Below are 18,590 nucleotides of genomic sequence, written 5' to 3'. Positions count from 1 at the left end.
TCGAGCAATCCTCTCACTGTACTGACTCACCAAATGTTACAACGCAGAGAAATCGCGCAACATAGCGACTCTAAAATTCAAAATCCCAATTCTACAATCCTATACTTTCCTGCTTTAGCAAAAACATCTGCTGTCAACTCAACCGAGACTTCTAGATTAGTGCAACAAAGTCAAGCACTTTATGAAGCGGGACAGTTTATAGAGGCGGTACAACTTTTAGAAAAAGCAGCTAATGAATTTAAAGCTAATAATGATGCGTTGAATGAAGCTATAGCTTTGAGCAATCTATCTTTAGCCTACCAAAAACTAGGACAATGGCAAGAGGCAACTGAAGCGATCGCACAAAGTATTAAACTATTACAAACTCTAAAACCTTCAGATTCTTCACAAGAGCAAGCACAAATACTTGCCCAAGCTTTAGATGTTAAAGGTGGACTGGAATTAGCACGAGGGCAAACTGAAGCCGCACTGGGTAGTTGGCAAGAAGCTGTCAAAATTTATCAACAACTAAATGATACATCGGCGTTGATTCGCGATCGCATTAATCAAGCCCAAGCAATGCAAGCTTTAGGAAATTATCTACAGGCACATAAAACATTAATATCAGTACAAGAAATTCTGCAAAAACAACCAGATTCTGCTCTTAAAGCTACAGGCTTGGATAGCTTAGGGAATGTTCTGCGAAGTTTGGGTTATTTAAACGATTCATACAAAATCTTAGAAGAAAGTTATTTTGTAGCTAGGCGAGTAGGAGATGCGATCGCTCAAAGTAATGCTTTACTAAGTTTAGGTAACATAGCCCGCGCTCAAGCATCAGCTCAAATTAGTTTGGGTAACTCAAAGAGCGCCAATGATTACACTAAAACAGCAACTCAATACTATCAACAAGCAGTGCAGATTGCATCTGTAACACCTACTGTGCGCCTCCAGGCTCAACTGAATTTATTGAGACTATTGGTAGAGCAAAAGCAATTTAGTACAGCAAAAGCTTTATTGCCTCAAATTCAGTCGCAGATAGCTAATTTACCTCCAAGCCGGACGGCTGTTAACTATCAAATTAATTTTGCCCAAAGTCTGAGCAAAATGAGACAGAACTCAATTCAGCCAAAAGATGTTGCTAAAATGCTAGCGCAAGCTGTGCAAGTGGCTAATGATTTAAAAGATGAACGAACCGAATCTTATGCCCTTGGTACTCTTGGCGAACTGTACGAACAAACTGGACAGCTATCTGATGCCAAAGACCTTACACAACAAGCTTTGGTAAAAGCTGAGTCTATTGATGCTCAAGATATTGCCTATCAATGGCATTGGCAGATGGGACGGCTACTGCAAAAGCAATCTCATATCCCAGCAGCAACAGATGCTTATAACCGAGCTTATAACGCCCTTAAATCTCTTCGTAACGATTTAGTAGCAATTAATCCTGATGTACAATTTTCTTTCCGCGAGAGCATAGAACCTGTATATCGACAGTACGTTGACTTGCTGTTGCAGCTTCCAGACAATACAAATCAAAAGCCAGATAATCTTCTTCAAGCCCGTCAAGTAATCGAATCTCTTCAGTTAGCAGAATTAGATAACTTCTTTCGTTCGCCTTGTTTGCTACCAAGAGTTGACCTTGATAAATTAGTTGAAAAACAAAAATATACAGCTGTTATCTATCCAATTATTTTAGATAATAGACTAGAAATTATTACTAAATTACCAGGGCAAGATACAATTTACCGCAATACTACTAAAATATCTAAAAATGTACTAGAAAAAACTGTAGAACAGCTACAGAAAGACTTACCCATTGCTAGCCGGGAGCCTGATGTTAAACAGTCCTCACAACGGTTATATGATTGGTTAATTAGACCCATTGAAACCAATTTAACAAACAAAAACATCAAAACTTTAGTGTTTGTATTAGATGGTGCTTTGCGGAATATTCCAATGGCGATTCTCTACGACAAACAACAGCAGAATTATCTAATAGAAAAGTATGCTATTTCTTTAGCCCCTGGCTTGCAACTTGTTGATCCTAAGCCTTTACAAAATGTACAGTTAAATGTTTTAGTTGCCGGAGTTGAGCAAGAACGTGTGATTGAAGGTCAATCCTTTGCTGAACTTTCAAATGTGACACAGGAATTAAAACAAGTTCAGTCTGAAGTTAAAACAAGTAAAAAACTTTTAAATCAAGATTTCACTGAAATTAATCTGGAAAAGCAAATTCAATCTACTCCGTTTTCAGTGGTGCATCTAGCAACTCATGGGCAATTTAGTTCAGACCTTGAACAAACATATATTCTTACTTGGAATGACCTATTGAAGGTTAAAGAGTTAGATAATTTGCTACGAACTAGAGGTGAAAGCCGACCAGAAACAATTGAATTACTAGTTCTTAGTGCCTGTAAAACTGCCACAGGAGACAAACGAGCTGCTTTAGGATTAGCTGGTGTGGCGGTGCGGGCGGGCGCACGCAGTACGCTAGCAACTTTGTGGACAGTAGATGATAAATCTACGAGTGAGTTTATGGGTGAATTATACCGACAGTTAGATGCTGGGGTAACTAAAGCCCAAGCTTTACAACACGCTCAACTTGCGATTTTAGCTAAAGAAAATCGCCCATATTTTTGGGCATCTTATGTTCTTGTGGGCAACTGGTTGTAATTATAAGTAGGTCGATATCAATAATTATCGTTGGAATAAAGCAGGGAGCAGGGGGAGAAAGAGTTTGAGGTACTTTCTCATAGCCTAATTTACCAACGGTTTAATTCTTTAAAAACGCATTTTATCACCTGTGAATAATAGAGATTTTAAGCTTTTAATTGTTGCAATGGCAAAAAGCTATTTTTAGTGTTAAATATCAACTTTTGTAAATAAATTTTGGTATTCGTGTAAAAAAAGTCGCCTTAGCAAGAGAAAGATATGGAGCAATCAACATTAAATGAATTTGAGTTTGCAGGAAGTGGTAACGAGGAGAATTTGACAAGAGTTATCTAAATTGAACAATGCTAATAGCACTTTTGGGATAGAGACTGAGCTTTCAAATCTCATTCAGTAATTGCAGGGAGTTGAACGATGGTTTTGAGCAACCAAATTAGCGATCGCCAGCAGACTTTATTCGCTTTACAGAGAACTAATGCAGCGCTAGAGTCAAAAATGCAAGAGCTTTTAGCTAAGTTAAATGAAAGTGATCAGCAATTGTGCCGTGAGAAAACTTTGCACCAGCGGACACAAACAGAACTAAAAAAGTCTCTTTCTTTGCTTCAGGCAGCTTTAGATGCCACTGCTGACGGTGTTATTTCTATCAGTTTTTTCACCGCCAAGAATACCAAGACTGAAGTTTGTTCAGGGATGCAAGTAGAAGAAGATGACTATCTTAGCAAACCCTCTACCGTAGAAGAACTGTTGAGAGCGATCGCTGCTCGACTGGAAGAAAAGCAAATAACCCAAAAGCAGCCGTATGATCCTAAAACTCAGCAAATTTTAGAGTTACAAGATACCGAAACTGCAAAATCAATAGATTCTCAATCGCTGTTGCCTTCTAACCCTCATTTGCGTGAGGTTTTTGATTTCATCGAGGCAAATTATCATCAACCAATGGGCTTGACTGACGTAGCTCAAGCAGTTGGTTACTCGGCAGCTTACCTAACTGACCTAGTGCGACGACAAACGGGAGAGACAGTGCATCAATGGATAGCCAAACGCCGAATGGCAGCAGCGTGTTCCTTGTTGCTAGAAACTAATCAATCAATAGAGCAAATTGCTGAAGCAGTGGGCTATCGTTATGCGGGATGTTTCTTTCGCCAGTTTCGCATCAGCTTTGGCATGACTCCTCAAGTTTGGCGAAAAGCGCAACGTATTCCCTCTATTAATTCGTAAGCTGTTAAACATTTAATTTGCACATTCAGGCCGCAGGGGGGCAGGGAGCAGGGGGCAAGGGAGAGGGTTTGCAGTTTTTATTACCATTAACATGATGCAATTTAAATGACGATTAGCTTAATTAAGGGTGCAGATCAATTCACTGCGATAAAAAAAGCCCACCTTTGGGCTTTTGAGGCTGTGTAAATATCCTTTTCCGGTTTTTATACCATTTCACGAAATTACTAATACAATTACTTTTCTTACTCCCCCCTGCCTCCCCTGCTTCCCCTGCCTCCTCTGCTTGACCAAATGTATCAACTTTAAAGTCAAACGGTATTAGGTGTTGGGCGGCAACCGTGTAAAACTTGAGTGAACTAAGGTAAGTCTCTCGCTAGGTTTAGCGATAGTCTGAGACTTCCGTTGAGTGCGTTTCAAAGATAAACCTGCAACGATAACACCAACACACAGCATAGCTAGGGTGGTGGCAGGTTCAGGAATTGGCTTAGGTACTCCTAGTGCTGCGATCGCTTTGTCTCCCCGAATTAAACCAAAGCCTAGTCTGGAGTCAAAACCAGATACAGGGCTATCAGCCGTATCTCTCAGTGCGTTATAGATTTCAGTGGGTGTTGCGCTTGGGTCTGCTTGTAGTAACAGTGCTGCTACTGCTGCTGTATACGGTGCTGACGCAGAAGTCCCAAAAAAACTGAAAAAGCCGGGGTCGATATCACTACGAGACCCTCCACCCAAGTCGAAGGAAATTGCCAACCCATCCGGAGCCACAACATCAGGTTTTAAGGAATCTGGGTTGCCTTCGGAAGAAAAGGGTTCCAATTGCCCCTGTTCTATAACAGTCCCATCCTTTCGGCTTGAGTAGGATGGTGCGTTTCCGTAGTATACTGCTCCAACACTCACAGCATTGGAATTATTAGAGTGTCCATAAATTGGGTAAGGGAAATCATTACCAGCTTCAGTGAAGTAAGCAATGCCCTGGTTGAATACCCTATCTATTGCTTGGTTGATTAATCCATTCGGAGGCTCCTGATCTATTGCAGGGTCATAAGCAACATCATCCACTATGATATCTGCCCCAGCAGCCGCTAGAGCCTGAATGCTTTGCCCGAAGACATCTACACCACCTACACCTGTGTGGAACACTAACTTAGCTCGCGGAGCCACAGCATGAATGAGCTGGGCTATGGCGCGACCCTCATCTATGGCATAAGGCTCAAAGAAGTCTTTTAGGACGTTAACGCCAGATGGTAGGTAACCATTGGCTATGTTGGTTGCATAAGTATCCAGGTTGCCAGAGGTGTCGAAAGTCTTTGCTGTAGCAAAGCTATCAGATATGAAACCGATGGTGATTCCAGTGCCATCTAGACCGTAGCGATCGCGCAAAACATCAACTCCTGTAGCTTTGGCTGCTTCTTCAATCGGTAGGCTGAAAATAGCCGCTTGAACTTCGGCAACACAGCCCCCAAGTGTGGCAGTTGTCGCAATCAACCCTGACATAACGATTCTTCGGATAAGTCTCAAATCTCTCATAGTTTTTAGAAACTTTCTCAAAACTCATTTAGTTAGAAGAGGTTAAATTTATTTAGCAAGAAAATAAAAAAATTAGGAGTAATAAGCAAGAATATCTATAATTACTCGATTATTATCAGTTAAAAATATTTACATTTTTGGTTCATCATCTAGAACTCCATGCTCGAATATCAAATTTAGAAAATGATATATAGTTGCTGATGGAATGCCACAGACATTAAACAACAAAGCAATTTCTTCTGCTGTTTTATCTCCCTTGTAGATAACTTCTCCTAGTTGCCTGATGTAAGAAGCATTCTGAAACTTATGTTTGTGAAATTTGGTTGAGACTTGAAACCCATCTGGTAAATTTTCATATTTCAAATCTCGACGGAAACTAATGCGGTCATTGGGTCTAAGAGTAAGTGGCATGTGAGTGTTTATCATTCTCTTAAGGAGAATTTTTAAATCATCAGCGTTAGTAAAAGTACCCTTTTCGTAAACCCGATAACCCAATGGCCAACGTTCATCAGCATTGCAGGGACTAATGAGTTTAACACTCCGGTCAACCATGTTGAACAAGAAGCCACTTACACAGGCAGTAGATCCTGCCAAGGTATTATTTAGTATTTCCTGACTTTTTTCTGCTTTTCTGTGATTATGTTCACGCGCACGACCAGAATAGGATTTGGGAATATCTGCCTCTTTATTTTGAAGTACGAAATCAACGAAAGCTAACTCTTCTGAACTAAATTCATTACAAACTTGGTCTAACATTTTTAATGAAAGAATTGAGAAGCGATTCAAAATGCAGCCTTTTTCTAAAGAAAGCTTCAACAAAAATCTTGTACGATCTGGATTTTTTAGAGGTTGAGCAGTTGTAGTTGGCGGAAAAATTCCTAAGATTGCGTGGAAATCATCGCAGAATTTTTCATAGTCTGGGTTATCAAATGGATCGCTCGCACAGTAACAGAAGCCTGTTCCAGCAGCAGGTCCAAGTATCTCTTTCATTAATTCGAGGACTTCGCGCCATAGCCTAGCATTTTCCTGGTTATATATGAAAATATCTCCGAGACGAGGTGCAGAAACACCACAAAACCAGCATCCTACAGAACATCCTTTGCTAAGTTCAAAAGCTATTGGGAAATGTATCTCAGGTAGCGTCTGAGGAAGTTGATTGAGTTCACTTGCAGCACGAGTCATCTGCCGCTCACGCCATGCTTTGTAACTAGGTTCGATTGAGGAACCTGCAATACGTTGTATCTCGTAGGCTTGCCTTACTTCATCATTGATCAGATTTCGGTAGTTTTTTAAAGATAGAGAAATTGAATCTGCTTGATTTTCTTTTTGAGTATGAGTTTTATCCCATAGTACCCTTATTTCTTCAGGATTAATGTTCAGGTTATATCTAGCAACAGCTTGATGTGAATCTATAAGTAACTGTTTTTTTAATTCTGGATCGGCCTGCCACTTTTGACTGAAACGCTGAATTTGACTTATTTGTATTAATTCTTGCATTAAAACTTCATCAGATAATTTTTCAGTCCAATGAAGTTCATCATTAGTTATCCATTTTTTAAGAGTCTGTCTTATTTGACTAATATTCGTGCTAAATAATTCTTTTTTTTCTAAACTATTACTTACTTGCATCATCAAAACCTGTCAATTACAAAAATGGATAGGTAGTAAACCCAGTAAACAAAGAATCACTCTTCATCAAAGCTCACTGGGTTATAAAAATTGGAATTTACTATTGCTAAAAAATGCCAAACTTACGCTTATGCTAAGTTATTTGCATTGCGAATAATCCAATTCCATCTTTTTACTAGTCCACCAAATAAGTTGACACCGCCTGCCACACTTTCTAGAGCTTCCTCAGTTAATTCTACTTCGGACTTGATATCTGATATAGGATTGGTAGGAAGTACCAAGTAAACTTTATTATCAGTTTCTTGGAGTACTTCTATTTCGATATCTTTTGGTAGTTGTTGTCCTAACTCTCTTGCAAAAACGGTCTTGGGATTGGTGAGCAATTCTTGCTTAAAGCTTTCATCTTCCCAAGACTGCTGAATGAGTTTTTGCTCCAACTCAAAGCGGGTGTTTATTGATTGAGAAATGATGTTTTTTAGCTCTTCGTGCATTTGATTTTTTCCTGAATGTTTGTTGTCATCACTTGATGATTGACACTAATTACAATATCGATTTTTCAATCAGATCGTCAATTTGAATTGTTTAGGTAAAAAATCTAAAAAAGTAAAATTGATGATGTTAAAAAATTTATTTATTCTCAATTATTTAGAGAAATCGAAAAAAATCAAATAATTCACGTATCAGTACATAATTTTATTAAAAAACAAGCTTAAAAAAAATCAAATACTAAAAGTGTATTTAATTAAATACTTAACAAAAACTAAAAATTTGTGAGTTCTACCGAAAAATTTAGGATTGTGAATCGGGTTAGCATCCTCTAAACTACAAATCTAAGTATGAGTAAAAACATAATGAATTAAATTAAAAAATCCAGACAAACTAAAGTTAGCGTATCTAGAATTACTTTCTTATGCGTTGCTGTAGAAGTGAACTTAGAGATTTTTACAACTAATTATCACAATAGATGAAATGAAGCGTTTACATCGGTTACTTTGCCCACCTGCTTGGTCTATAGCTGCCAAAATATCAGCAGCGTTGGTGTCAGTTGCCCTCATACCGATGAGCTTCACCACCTACTACAACCTGCGCCATAGCTTAGATAGTGTGGAGGCTGGCGAATATCGCAAACTGGAACTGTTAGCCACCAGTACTGCTAGTCGCCTCGACCAGTTAATTATTGATATTCAACATGTTGTTATCCAAGTTAGTCGCGATCGCAATGTCGTAAATTTTCTAGCAGCTTCCACGTCTTCTAAGCGAGAAGCCCTCCGCCCTCAATTGCAACAAACGCTACAAAATGTCTTCCGTTCTAACCCTGAGTTTGATGCTGTTTTTGTCATGGATAAACAAGGTCGTGCGATCGCCGCTAGTGATCTTAAATTCCTTGGTCAAAACTATGCTTTCCGTGAATATTTCCGTTCCAGCATCCAAGGCAAATCTTATATTTCTAGCATTCTGGTAGGGGAAACAACAAAACGACCAGGTATGTTTTTCTCTGTGCCAGTGCGATCGCCTAGTGGCAAAATTGTCGGAGTCACAGTACTGAAAATTAAAGGAGAAGGTATCTGGACGATCGCAAATGCGTTACAAGTAGGTTCCCAATATACCTTTTTGATTGACCAACAGGGAGTAATTATCAGTCATTTTAATAAATCTCTCCTTTATCATAGCCTCGCTCCCCTACCGCCTGAGATATTAAAACAGGTTGTTAAGGACAGGCGTTACGCTCTAGATCAAATTCAGAGCTTAGGTATTCCAGAATTGCAGGTGATGGTGAAAGCTAAACACGCAGGTCATACTACCTATCGCTTTCCACCTCAGCAAATGCCCCGGATAGTTGGCTTTGCACCTTTGCAAAAACAACCTTGGGTATTGGGTGTCAGCCAGCCCAAAGAAAATTTTATCGAGCCATTGAAGCGCCTGATGTGGCTGCATGGTGGCAGTGTATTGATTGTGGGGGGAATTACAGCCATCATTGCGTTACTCTTAGCACGGAGAATTTCTCAACCAATTTACGCCCTCACAGCCACAGCACAAGCATTAGAGCAGGATGATTTTGATTCTCAGGTATTGGAATTGCGTCCAAGATTGGAGAAATTAGCTCATACCCAAGACGACATAGGCCAATTAGTACGTGTTTTCTTGGGGATGGCTGAACAAGTGAGGATGCGAGATCAAAAGCTCAAAATGCAAGTTCAGGAACTGCACATTGAGATTGACGAGACTAAAAGAGCTAGCAACGTTGCGGAAATTACGGAAAACGAACATTTCCGGCAGTTACAAAAAAAGATTCAAAAGCTCAGAGAACACGAAGTAACTGTTAGCGAAACTGAGACAGATTACTATCAGAGATTGCAGACTCAGGTGCAATCCCTTAAAGAGCGATCGCTAAACTGTGAGGCATAAATATGTCATTCGATGATGACGAATTGATATCACCAGAGGAAGTACTAGCGGGTTTACCAGCAAAACGAGCGAATACACTATTGTTTTTGCTTGAGAGTCGCACAGCACAGATAGTGGCGCGATCGCAGATGGAGTTTTCCCTCACAGAGCAAGCTGCCTCAGAGCGCGATTTGGCTTTTCTCGAAGCTTTTGCTTTAGGAAACGCGCCACCACTCCATCCCACCATCCAACACTTGGAACGCTACGCAAAGCAGTGGGCAACCCTCATACCAAAAAATCCTAGACTCAAAGCTGCGATCGCTCATGCCTTCAGCCAGAAGTACACTTTCATCTATCAAACTGTGCCTAACATCCGCGCAACTTTGGGTTTAGATGAAAAGTCAGTACAAGTGGCTTACTTGCGCTTGTATAGAAAACAACTATCGACCATTTTTGCATCCAAGTTATCACTGATAGAACAGTGGCGCTGGATGACAGCAGCGATCGCCCAACGTCTAGAGTCTCTTCCACCCTTCTGGTTAGCCTCAATACTGACTGTAGCTTTGGGTCTTCCTCAAGCCTTCTTAGCTTTACCTATCGCCGTAGCCGATATCGGCCCGTTAGCTACAATTGCCTTCATAGTCATCATCGGTATAATCAATATCCTAACTATGGCTTGTATGGCAGAAGCCGTTGGTCGCAGTAGCGATTTTCGTTATGGTAATGCTTTTATCAAACAATTAGTATCTAATTATTTAGGAAATACAGGCTCATTTATACTGTCTGTTGCAGTAGGCATTCGTGTTTTCCTCATAGCCTTGGCTTGCTATATTGGTTTGTCGGTGACTATGGCAAACTTCACTCACATACCAGCAGCACTATGGGCGGTGTTGTTATTTTGTGCCGGATTGTACTTGGTATCTCGTAAATCTTTAAACTTCACCGTTGCCTTGATGGTATTACTAGCAGGCATCAACGTAAGTTTGCTTCTCATTCTTTCATTATTGGCATTCCGCCATGTCCAACTAGAAAACCTTTTATATGTAAACTTGCCCTTTCTTGACGGTCAACTTTTCCACCCTTGGATGCTACAACGGATTTTAGGTGTGAGTTTGATGCTTTACTTCGGGCATGTTTATGTCGGAGAATGTGGCAAATTGATACTTCCCCGTGACCCTAGCGCTGGATCTTTAATTTGGGGAAGCGTGGCGGGAACTGCTTTTTTAACTCTTCTCTTTTGTATTTGGGTACTTGCAGTTAACGGAGCCGTCTCGCCAGACTTGCTCACTGGACAGTCAGGCACTGCCTTAGAACCATTGGCGCTGCAAATCGGTGTGATCGTCACAATCTTGGGAGCAGTGTTAGTCACCTTGTTGTTAGGAATGGCTTGGCTCCGCAGTTCTAGTCTCTTAGTCAACTTAGCTAGAGAGTGGCTACCTGACCGTTCCCAACCAATTTTAAAACTGCCGTGCCATTCGGGAATATTAATCTTGCATCCTGGTGGCAATCCTAGCTGTGTTCCTTATATTGGTGTAACTTACCTGGGATTAGAAGAAGCTAAATCCAAGTTTCGTTTAGATATTCAATTGAGTGGCAATGTCCATCATGTAGAAATTGTCTTTGCTGAACGTTGGAATATTCAAGAGTTACTTCACCAATTCCCAGACTTACGTAAGTGGGATACTCGTCTGACTTTAGAAGTGCGATCGGCTAATCATGATAATGCTTGTGTACAAGCTATTTCACCCATGCTCTTGGTTTACGAAGGAGGATTAAAAGCTGATTTTAATAATCTTACTTCTGAACATCAAAATCAGACACAAAGGTTTTGCAAAACCCTACTAAACCAACGTCGCTTTTTCCTATCCATCAGCCCGTTACTTCTAGTCTTCTTACTAACTGAGTGGCTATTCCTGGTTGGTACACAATCTTTTACCAGCGTACTCGCCTTCGCTGGTGTGCTTGGCAACTCCCTGGTTGGCGGTATTTTTCCAGTTTTACTATTGATTTCTAGCCGCCGCAAAGGAGAGCTTGTACCCGGAGTAGTCTTGAAAATTCTCAACTATCCCTTATTCAGCGTAGGTGTATACAGCCTATTTTTAGCTATCCTACTTGTCCACGGTCTGTTCATCTGGGAAAATTCTGTGGCGCGTATCAGTGCATTGTCTATTGCTGTCCTCTCTTTAGGAGCAACTTTGGCAATGAAGTACTATGGTGCGTTTACTTCTCGTATGGTAGTTGAACTCCGAGAGCAACACCAAAAAGGACGATCCGTATTCACAATCACTGCTGGTGGACAACCAAAAATAGCAAAAGTGTTATTAGGATATGCCGGAAGTGAACAACACCACCAAGCTGCCACTGTCGAGATTCCATCACTTTCATCTTTACAGTATGCCACTTTTTGCCTACCAACTAAGCGAAAACAGGAATTGAGAGTGTGGGTACATAGCAGTAATTCCCAGATTGACTCTAAAAGTTTGCCTACACTTGTGGAAATCCATAGTGGAAATAAGAACATGCAGTTTGACTTGAAATTATCCAACGGGCGAGTTTTGCTTCCTCTCATTAGTGATGGATGCTGGTTAAAGTTTACTTTTCCAGAGCCGTCATTTTCTGGGGCATACTTCGACTGAGCTCAGTAACCAGGGAGCAGGGGGAGAAAGGGTTTTCAAGTTTTTGCACAGATGCGGGATTCATAATTAATAAGCCGGACATGATATACAGACACGATTAATCACGTTTTTATAGACTACGAGGTAATTTATGGCACAAATTATTGCGATTCATTCATTCCGTGGTGGCACTGGTAAATCAAACTTGATTGCTAACATAGCTTCTACTATGGCGCTTGCGGGACAACGTGTAGGTATCATCGACACTGATATCCAATCGCCTGGGATTCATGTTATTTTCGGGCTTAATGAGAATAAAATGGAACTCGCTCTCAATGACTATTTATGGGGTCGTTGTAACATTAAAGATGCTGCTTACGATGTTACTGATACTCTAGTTGCAAACCAAGGAAATATAGGTACAGTCAAAGGTAGTCTTTATTTAGTTCCTTCTAGTATTAAGGCAGGTGAAATCGCCAGAATTTTACGTGAGGGATATGATGTAGTCCGGCTCAACGATGGTTTTCAAGAACTTATCCGCACTCTAAAACTGGATTACTTATTAATTGATACACACCCTGGCTTGAATGAAGAAACCTTACTTTCCATAGGTATTTCTAATGTTTTGGTGATTCTTCTGCGTCCAGATAATCAAGACTTCCAAGGCACTGCTGTAACAGTTGATGTAGCTCGTAAACTGCGAGTACCAAAAATGTTGTTGGTAATTAATAAGGCTTTACCAAGCTTGAATTTTCTCGACTTGCAACAACAGGTAGAGAAAATTTACAACGTTTCAGTGGCTGGAATTTTACCCCTTTCAGAAGAGGTAGTGCAGTTAGCAAGCAATGGTGTTTTTTCTCTGCGTTACCTTCATCATCCCATCACTCAAACAATCAAAGAAATAACTGAGCAGATTGCTGGTGTAATTGAGAAACAAGAGGCAGGAGTCAGGAGTTAGAAATCAGAAGGCAGAAGCAGTTATTATTTCTTCTTCATCTTTCTCATCTATTTTAAAAGGCGATCGCGATGACTAAACAACAATTCTTCCGTTCTCATGTCCTCGCCTACATTGGACTACTACTATGGGAGCCTGCATAGTTAGTGGGTTTAATAACTGAGACAGGATTCATCAATACCGTCAAAAATGGGAAACTGAAAGTTTTACTAAATAAATCTCAAAAACCGTCTCATCTCTCTGCGTCCTCTGCGTCTTGGCGGTTCGTTTTTCTTCAACCTTTCATTTACAAAACGTAGGGTAATTAACCCATGACAGAAGTCCTACTTAAAGAATTAACTAACAGTGACATCGATTGGATGATTGCTATAGGTCATCAAAGAGAAATAGCCGCTGGCACTGTACTCATTCAAGAAGGGAAAACTATTAATTCCTTACATATCCTACTAGATGGAATGTTAACAGTTACTGCTGCTGAACCTGACAACAATCCTCTGACTCGTGCTTTTGCAGCCATCGAAGGTATTGAAACTCCCAATCGAGAAATTGCAAGATTATCTAGTGGTGAGGTTGTTGGAGAAGTTCCCTTTGTCAGTACTCGCCTGACAGCTACAACCGTCAAGGCTGTAGAAAAATCGCTAGTATTGTCAATTCCTCAACAAGAATTAGCAGCAAAATTGCAGCAAGATGTTGGTTTTGCTTCGCGCTTTTATCGAGCGATCGCGATTATACTTTCAGATAGAATACAAAGCATCATCAATCAACTTGGTCGTAGCCATATAGCTCCAGGACAACCATTAAAAGATGTGTTATTTGTATTAGGAAAATTGCATGATAGTGACATCGATTGGATAATGGCTTGTGGGACTCAACACAAAATTGCCGCTAATACCGTACTTATCCATGAACAAAAGCCTGTGGATGCACTTTATATCCTAATAAGTGGCATCATGTCACTCTCTGTTTCTGATGATGAACGTAATCCATTAGCTCGTGCTTTTGCCGCTATAGAAAATAGTGAAGTTGCAAATCGAGAGATAGCAAAATTATCGAAAGGTGAAATTATAGGAGAAACACTCTTCATTGATGGTCGCTTACCTGCTACAACCATTAAGGCTATTGAAAACTCAATAGTTTTGTCTATTTCACGACAGCAAGTAGCAGCAAAGTTACAGCAAGATATCGGATTTGCATCTCGTTTTTATCAAGTGATTGCTACTTTACTTTCTCATAGATTTCAAGGAATGCTTAGTCGCCTTGGTTATAGCAGGCGCGTTTATAGTCAAGGCCAAACACTAAATGAAAATATGGAATATGAAGATGAACTTGATGCCAGTGTTTTGGATCGTATGGCGTTGGCTGGAAAAAGATTTGAATGGATGCAGGAACGGTTAAGAGTGAGTTGAGTTTATCTAAATTACCTAGCCTTAAATTAATGGCGGCTACAAGCGATTTTAGCAATCATTTCTGCCGCCAGTCTCACTCAAAATGAAAAACATAAAATAATAATACTTTCACATAAAATTTTTGTATTGTATTTAAATACATCTTTATCTACTCTAATAATACCAAACCATAAATCTTTTCTATCTCTGTGTCTCTGTCTTGAAAAGTTTCCTACGCCGGGAAACCCGGCTTTCCTGCGGAACGCTTACGCGAACGAGGAACTTTTCGCTGCGACTCTGCGTGAGACTTTTACATATCATTACGCAACACTAAAATATTTATTTTAAACAAACCGCCAAGACGCAAAGGACGCAAAGAAAGGAATAAATAAGGTTTTTTAGCAATCAGTTAAAAATACTATTTATAAATTATTAACGTGAAGATAAATGTTAAACCAGAAACGTAGTTTATTCCGCAAAGAGTCACTAGAGCGACTATCTTCTCCTGAAAGACTAGACCAATTAATGCAAGTTGTCAGTCCTAAAAGTTGGCTACCGCTAGTCGCTTTGGGTTCTCTAGTGGGAGTAGGCATAGTCTGGAGTATTTATGGACGTATCCCCATCACCGTTGAAGGCCGAGGAGTAATGATTTACCCACGCAAAGTTGTACCTCTGCAATCACTAAGCTCAGGACAGTTGCTTGTTCTCAATATTAAAGTTGGGGATATCGTCAAAAAGGGACAAGTATTGGCAACAATTGACCAAGTTGACTTGCGTAAGCAATTACAACTAGCACGCGCCAAATTAGTCCAATTGGAAACACAAGATCGCAACGCTAGCTTGATACAAATTCAGCGTCAGCAGCTTGATACAAAGGCAATTCAAGAGCAACGCCTAAGTCTTCAGCAAAGACTGAAGATCATGCAGGATTTAACACCAGTGTTAAGGGAAAAAGGATTGGTGTCAATAGGGCGCGATCGCCTTAACTTACAGCGACGCTTGCAAATACTCCAAGGACTGCTTCCTACCCATAAAAAGAGGCTAGAAAACCGCCAGAGCTTATTGACAGAGGGAGCGATTACTGATGATGTGGTGTTAGAAGCACAGCAACAATACGACAATGCTCGTGCCAGCATTGATGAAGCTGAATCTCAATTGAAGCAATTAGACCTTAAGGAAGCGGATGCACAACAACAATACCTCTCAAACCTGAACGAAATCAAAAACATCCAAGCTCAATTGCAAGAACAGAACAGTAAAATAGCTAGTCTAGCTCAAGAAGACTTGCAAACTACAACTACCCGCAAAAACGAGATTCAAGAAATCAAGCGAGAAATTGCCAAACTTGAACTACAACTAAGTACCAACAGTCAGATTGTCAGCCAACACAACGGACGCATTTTAGAAATCACTGTTACCCCTGGACAAGTTGTCAATGCGGGAACTCGGTTAGGGAGCATAGATGAAGAAAATCCATCTAGCAAACTGGTTGGTATAACGTATTTTGCGATCGCAGAGGGCAAGAAAATTCAACCAGGGATGACGGTTCAAATTACCCCCCAAACTGTTAAACGGGAACGCTTTGGCGGCATCGTGGGAACCATTACCAGTGTCTCGCCATTTCCCATTACTAAGGAGGGAGCTGCTAATGTGGTGGGCAATCCAGAAGTAGTGGAAGGTTTAATGTCTCAAAAACAGGAAGGAGTAATGCAAGTATTCGCTGACTTAGAGCCGGATTCCTCTAGTTTCAGTGGTTACAAATGGTCTTCTTCCACCGGACCGCAACTGAAAATCTCTTCTGGAACGACTACTGTTGTTCGAGTCAAGGTAGAAGAACGCGCTCCTTTGACGTATGTTTTACCTATTCTGAGGTCTTTCAGTGGTATCAACTAATGCGACTTTAGTAAAACCGATTAATCCTTTGCAGCCTTTGCAAAAACTGCTGCAAAGCACAAGCAGGGGGCGCGTCAAAACCCCGACCCTCCTGCAAATGGAGGCTGTGGAATGTGGTGCTGCTGCTCTGGGAATTATTTTAGGTTACTACGGTCGGATTGTGCCGTTGCCAGAACTGCGCCGAGAGTGCGGTGTTTCTCGTGATGGTAGTAAAGCGTCCAACATGCTTAAGGCTGCCAAAAGCTATGGACTCCAGGCGAAAGGCTTTAAAAAGGAACTCAAGCAACTGCAAGGGCTGCATCCTCCCTATATTGTGTTTTGGAATTTTAATCACTTTCTAGTAGTGGAGGGATTTAGCTCTTCTCGCGTTTATCTTAACGACCCCGCGACTGGGCCGCGTCATCTATCCCCTCAGGAATTTGACGAGGGATATACCGGAGTGGTGCTGGTGATGGAACCAGGTGCAGAGTTCATCAAAGGTGGTCGTAAACCCAGCATGATTTCATCTTTGTGGAAACGATTACAAGGGGCTGCTGGTGCGCTAGTTTATTGCCTAATAGCAGGATTTTTCTTAACTATTATTGGACTGGCTATACCTGTATTTAGCCAAATTTTTGTAGACGAAATCTTGGTCGAACAACGGCAACACTGGTTGCGTCCCTTGATTTTGGCAATGGCGATCGCATCTGTACTTCAAGGGTGGCTAACGCTACTACGGTTACGATATCTGCGTCACCTGAAAACTAAGTTGGCTGTTGGCATGTCGAGTCGCTTTCTCTGGCATATTCTACGCTTACCTGTGAGCTTTTATGCCCAACGCTTTGCCGGAGAAATCAGTAACCGCACCAGTCTCAACGACCAAGTTGCTGATGTCCTTTCTGGAAGTTTGGCGACTACTGTCATTGATGCAGTGATGGTGATTTTTTACGCGCTGATCATGTTTCAATATGATTGGTTACTAACCTTAGTTGTGGTTAGTTTTGCTGCCATCAACGTCTTTACTTTGCAGTGGATTTCTCGACAAAGAGTAGATGCTAATCAGCGATTGATACAAGAACATGGTAAAGCTGCTGGTGCATCGATTGCAGCTCTCCAAAGTATAGAAACTCTCAAAGCATCAGGTTTAGAATCAGATTTCTTTTCTCGGTGGTCAGGCTATTACACTAAGGCAATTAACTCTCAACAAGAATTAGGGGTAACAAATCAAACATTTGCAGTATTACCAACGCTCTTATCTGCTCTTTCTTCCATGCTGCTGTTAGTTGTAGGTGGTTTACGGGTAATGGATGGACACCTCAGTATTGGAATGCTCATAGCCTTTCAAGGTTTAATGCAGAGTTTCGAGGAGCCTGTGAATAATCTCGTCAATTTCGGCAGCATTCTACAAGAGCTAGAAGGCAACTTGATTCGTTTGGATGATGTACTAGACAATCCAACAGATCCGCAGTTGGAGAAGAGAAGATGGGGAGCAGGGGAAGTAGGAGGAGCAGGGGAAGTAGGAGGAGCAGGGGGAGCAGGGGGAGCAGGGGGAGCAGGGGAAGCAAGATCCTCCTCATCTTTTTCTGCCCCTTTGCCCAGATTACAGGGGTATGTCGAGTTGCGGAACATCTCGTTTGGCTATAGTCCCCTTGAACCTCCGTTGATTGAAAACTTTAACCTCTCAATCAAACCCGGACAGCGAGTAGCTTTGGTAGGTGGAAGTGGTTCTGGTAAGTCTACCGTTGCCAAAATCGTCAGTGGGCTTTATGAACCTTGGACAGGAGACATTCTCTTTGATGGTAAACCTAGAGGACAAATTCCTCACGAATTACTGACTAACTCTGTTGCAATGGTTGAACAAGATATCTTGCTGTTTAGCGGTACGGTAAGGGATAACTTGACCCTCTGGGATGCCACGATCGCAGATAAAAACTTGATGCGTGCTTGTGAAGATGCGGCGATTGAGGATGTGATTCTCTCCATGTCTGGGGGATATGATGCAGAACTAATGGAAGGAGCTGCTAATTTAAGTGGAGGTCAACGACAAAGGCTAGAAATTGCCCGTGCCTTTGTGAACAACCCCACAATACTCGTCATGGATGAAGCTACCAGCGCCCTAGATGTGGAGACGGAAAAAAACATTGACGAAAATCTCCAACGACGGGGATGCACCTGTATTATTGTCGCACACCGATTAAGTACAATTCGAGACTGTGATGAAATCATCGTCTTAGAACGTGGAAAGGTAGTGCAGCGAGGCACTCATCAAGAATTGTGGGAAGTTGAGGGTGTGTACTCGCGGTTAATCTGCACTGAAGGTGAAGCATTGCAGGAAACATAACAAACAAAAAAACGAGG

At 41.2% G+C, this 18,590-nt stretch carries 11 protein-coding genes; 8 read left to right on the top strand and 3 right to left on the bottom strand.

The window, feature by feature from the left end:
• Window positions 1-33: 33 nt before the first annotated feature.
• Together QI031_RS03030 and QI031_RS03025 are read left to right on the top strand one after the other, a co-directional pair.
• The gene (locus tag QI031_RS03030; RefSeq protein WP_281483750.1) at window positions 34-2,652 is read left to right on the top strand and encodes a CHAT domain-containing protein; all 2,619 of its coding nucleotides are present in this window, start codon (window positions 34-36) and stop codon (window positions 2,650-2,652) included.
• Between the two features lie 411 nt (window positions 2,653-3,063).
• The gene (locus QI031_RS03025) at window positions 3,064-3,867 is read left to right on the top strand and encodes a helix-turn-helix domain-containing protein (protein ID WP_281483749.1); all 804 of its coding nucleotides are present in this window, start codon (window positions 3,064-3,066) and stop codon (window positions 3,865-3,867) included.
• Between the two features lie 318 nt (window positions 3,868-4,185).
• On the opposite strand, the gene QI031_RS03020 is transcribed toward QI031_RS03025, so the two are convergent.
• From QI031_RS03020 to QI031_RS03010, 3 genes are all read right to left on the bottom strand, one after another.
• Window positions 4,186-5,358: a S8 family peptidase gene (locus QI031_RS03020; RefSeq protein WP_281483748.1), complete on the bottom strand. Its 1,173-nt coding sequence runs from the start codon at window positions 5,356-5,358 to the stop codon at window positions 4,186-4,188.
• 162 nt (window positions 5,359-5,520) lie between these two features.
• A complete protein-coding gene (locus tag QI031_RS03015; RefSeq protein WP_281483747.1) occupies window positions 5,521-7,023 on the bottom strand; it encodes a radical SAM family RiPP maturation amino acid epimerase in 1,503 nt (500 codons plus the stop codon).
• 125 nt (window positions 7,024-7,148) lie between these two features.
• A complete protein-coding gene (locus tag QI031_RS03010) occupies window positions 7,149-7,511 on the bottom strand; it encodes an NHLP leader peptide family RiPP precursor (protein WP_281483746.1) in 363 nt (120 codons plus the stop codon).
• Window positions 7,512-7,989: 478 nt separating this feature from the next.
• On the opposite strand from QI031_RS03010, the gene QI031_RS03005 reads away from it, so the two are divergent.
• The 6 genes from QI031_RS03005 to QI031_RS02980 all read left to right on the top strand — a co-directional run bounded on the left by QI031_RS03005 (window position 7,990) and on the right by QI031_RS02980 (window position 18,573).
• The gene (locus QI031_RS03005) at window positions 7,990-9,426 is read left to right on the top strand and encodes a cache domain-containing protein (protein WP_281483745.1); all 1,437 of its coding nucleotides are present in this window, start codon (window positions 7,990-7,992) and stop codon (window positions 9,424-9,426) included.
• Between the two features lie 2 nt (window positions 9,427-9,428).
• Window positions 9,429-12,041 (top strand): amino acid permease, encoded by a 2,613-nt coding sequence (locus QI031_RS03000; RefSeq protein WP_281483744.1) that lies wholly within the window; start codon window positions 9,429-9,431, stop codon window positions 12,039-12,041.
• Window positions 12,042-12,171: 130 nt separating this feature from the next.
• A complete protein-coding gene (locus tag QI031_RS02995; protein WP_281483743.1) occupies window positions 12,172-12,978 on the top strand; it encodes a MinD/ParA family ATP-binding protein in 807 nt (268 codons plus the stop codon).
• Between the two features lie 308 nt (window positions 12,979-13,286).
• Complete coding sequence (locus tag QI031_RS02990; RefSeq protein ID WP_281483742.1) at window positions 13,287-14,381, top strand: cyclic nucleotide-binding domain-containing protein; 1,095 nt, start codon at window positions 13,287-13,289, stop codon at window positions 14,379-14,381.
• Between the two features lie 426 nt (window positions 14,382-14,807).
• Window positions 14,808-16,253 carry an NHLP bacteriocin system secretion protein gene (locus QI031_RS02985; protein WP_281483741.1) on the top strand — a complete coding sequence of 482 codons (1,446 nt, stop codon included), beginning with the start codon at window positions 14,808-14,810 and terminating at the stop codon, window positions 16,251-16,253.
• A complete protein-coding gene (locus QI031_RS02980) occupies window positions 16,240-18,573 on the top strand; it encodes an NHLP family bacteriocin export ABC transporter peptidase/permease/ATPase subunit (RefSeq protein WP_281483740.1) in 2,334 nt (777 codons plus the stop codon). The genes QI031_RS02985 and QI031_RS02980 overlap by 14 nt, the downstream gene beginning before the upstream one ends.
• The last annotated feature ends 17 nt before the right edge of the window (window positions 18,574-18,590 follow it).

The organism is Halotia branconii CENA392, assembly GCF_029953635.1.
Classification (GTDB): Bacteria; Cyanobacteriota; Cyanobacteriia; order Cyanobacteriales; family Nostocaceae; genus Halotia; species Halotia branconii.
The sequence above is the reverse complement of the archived record's forward strand: the minus strand, read 5'-3'. Positions and strand labels throughout refer to the sequence as shown.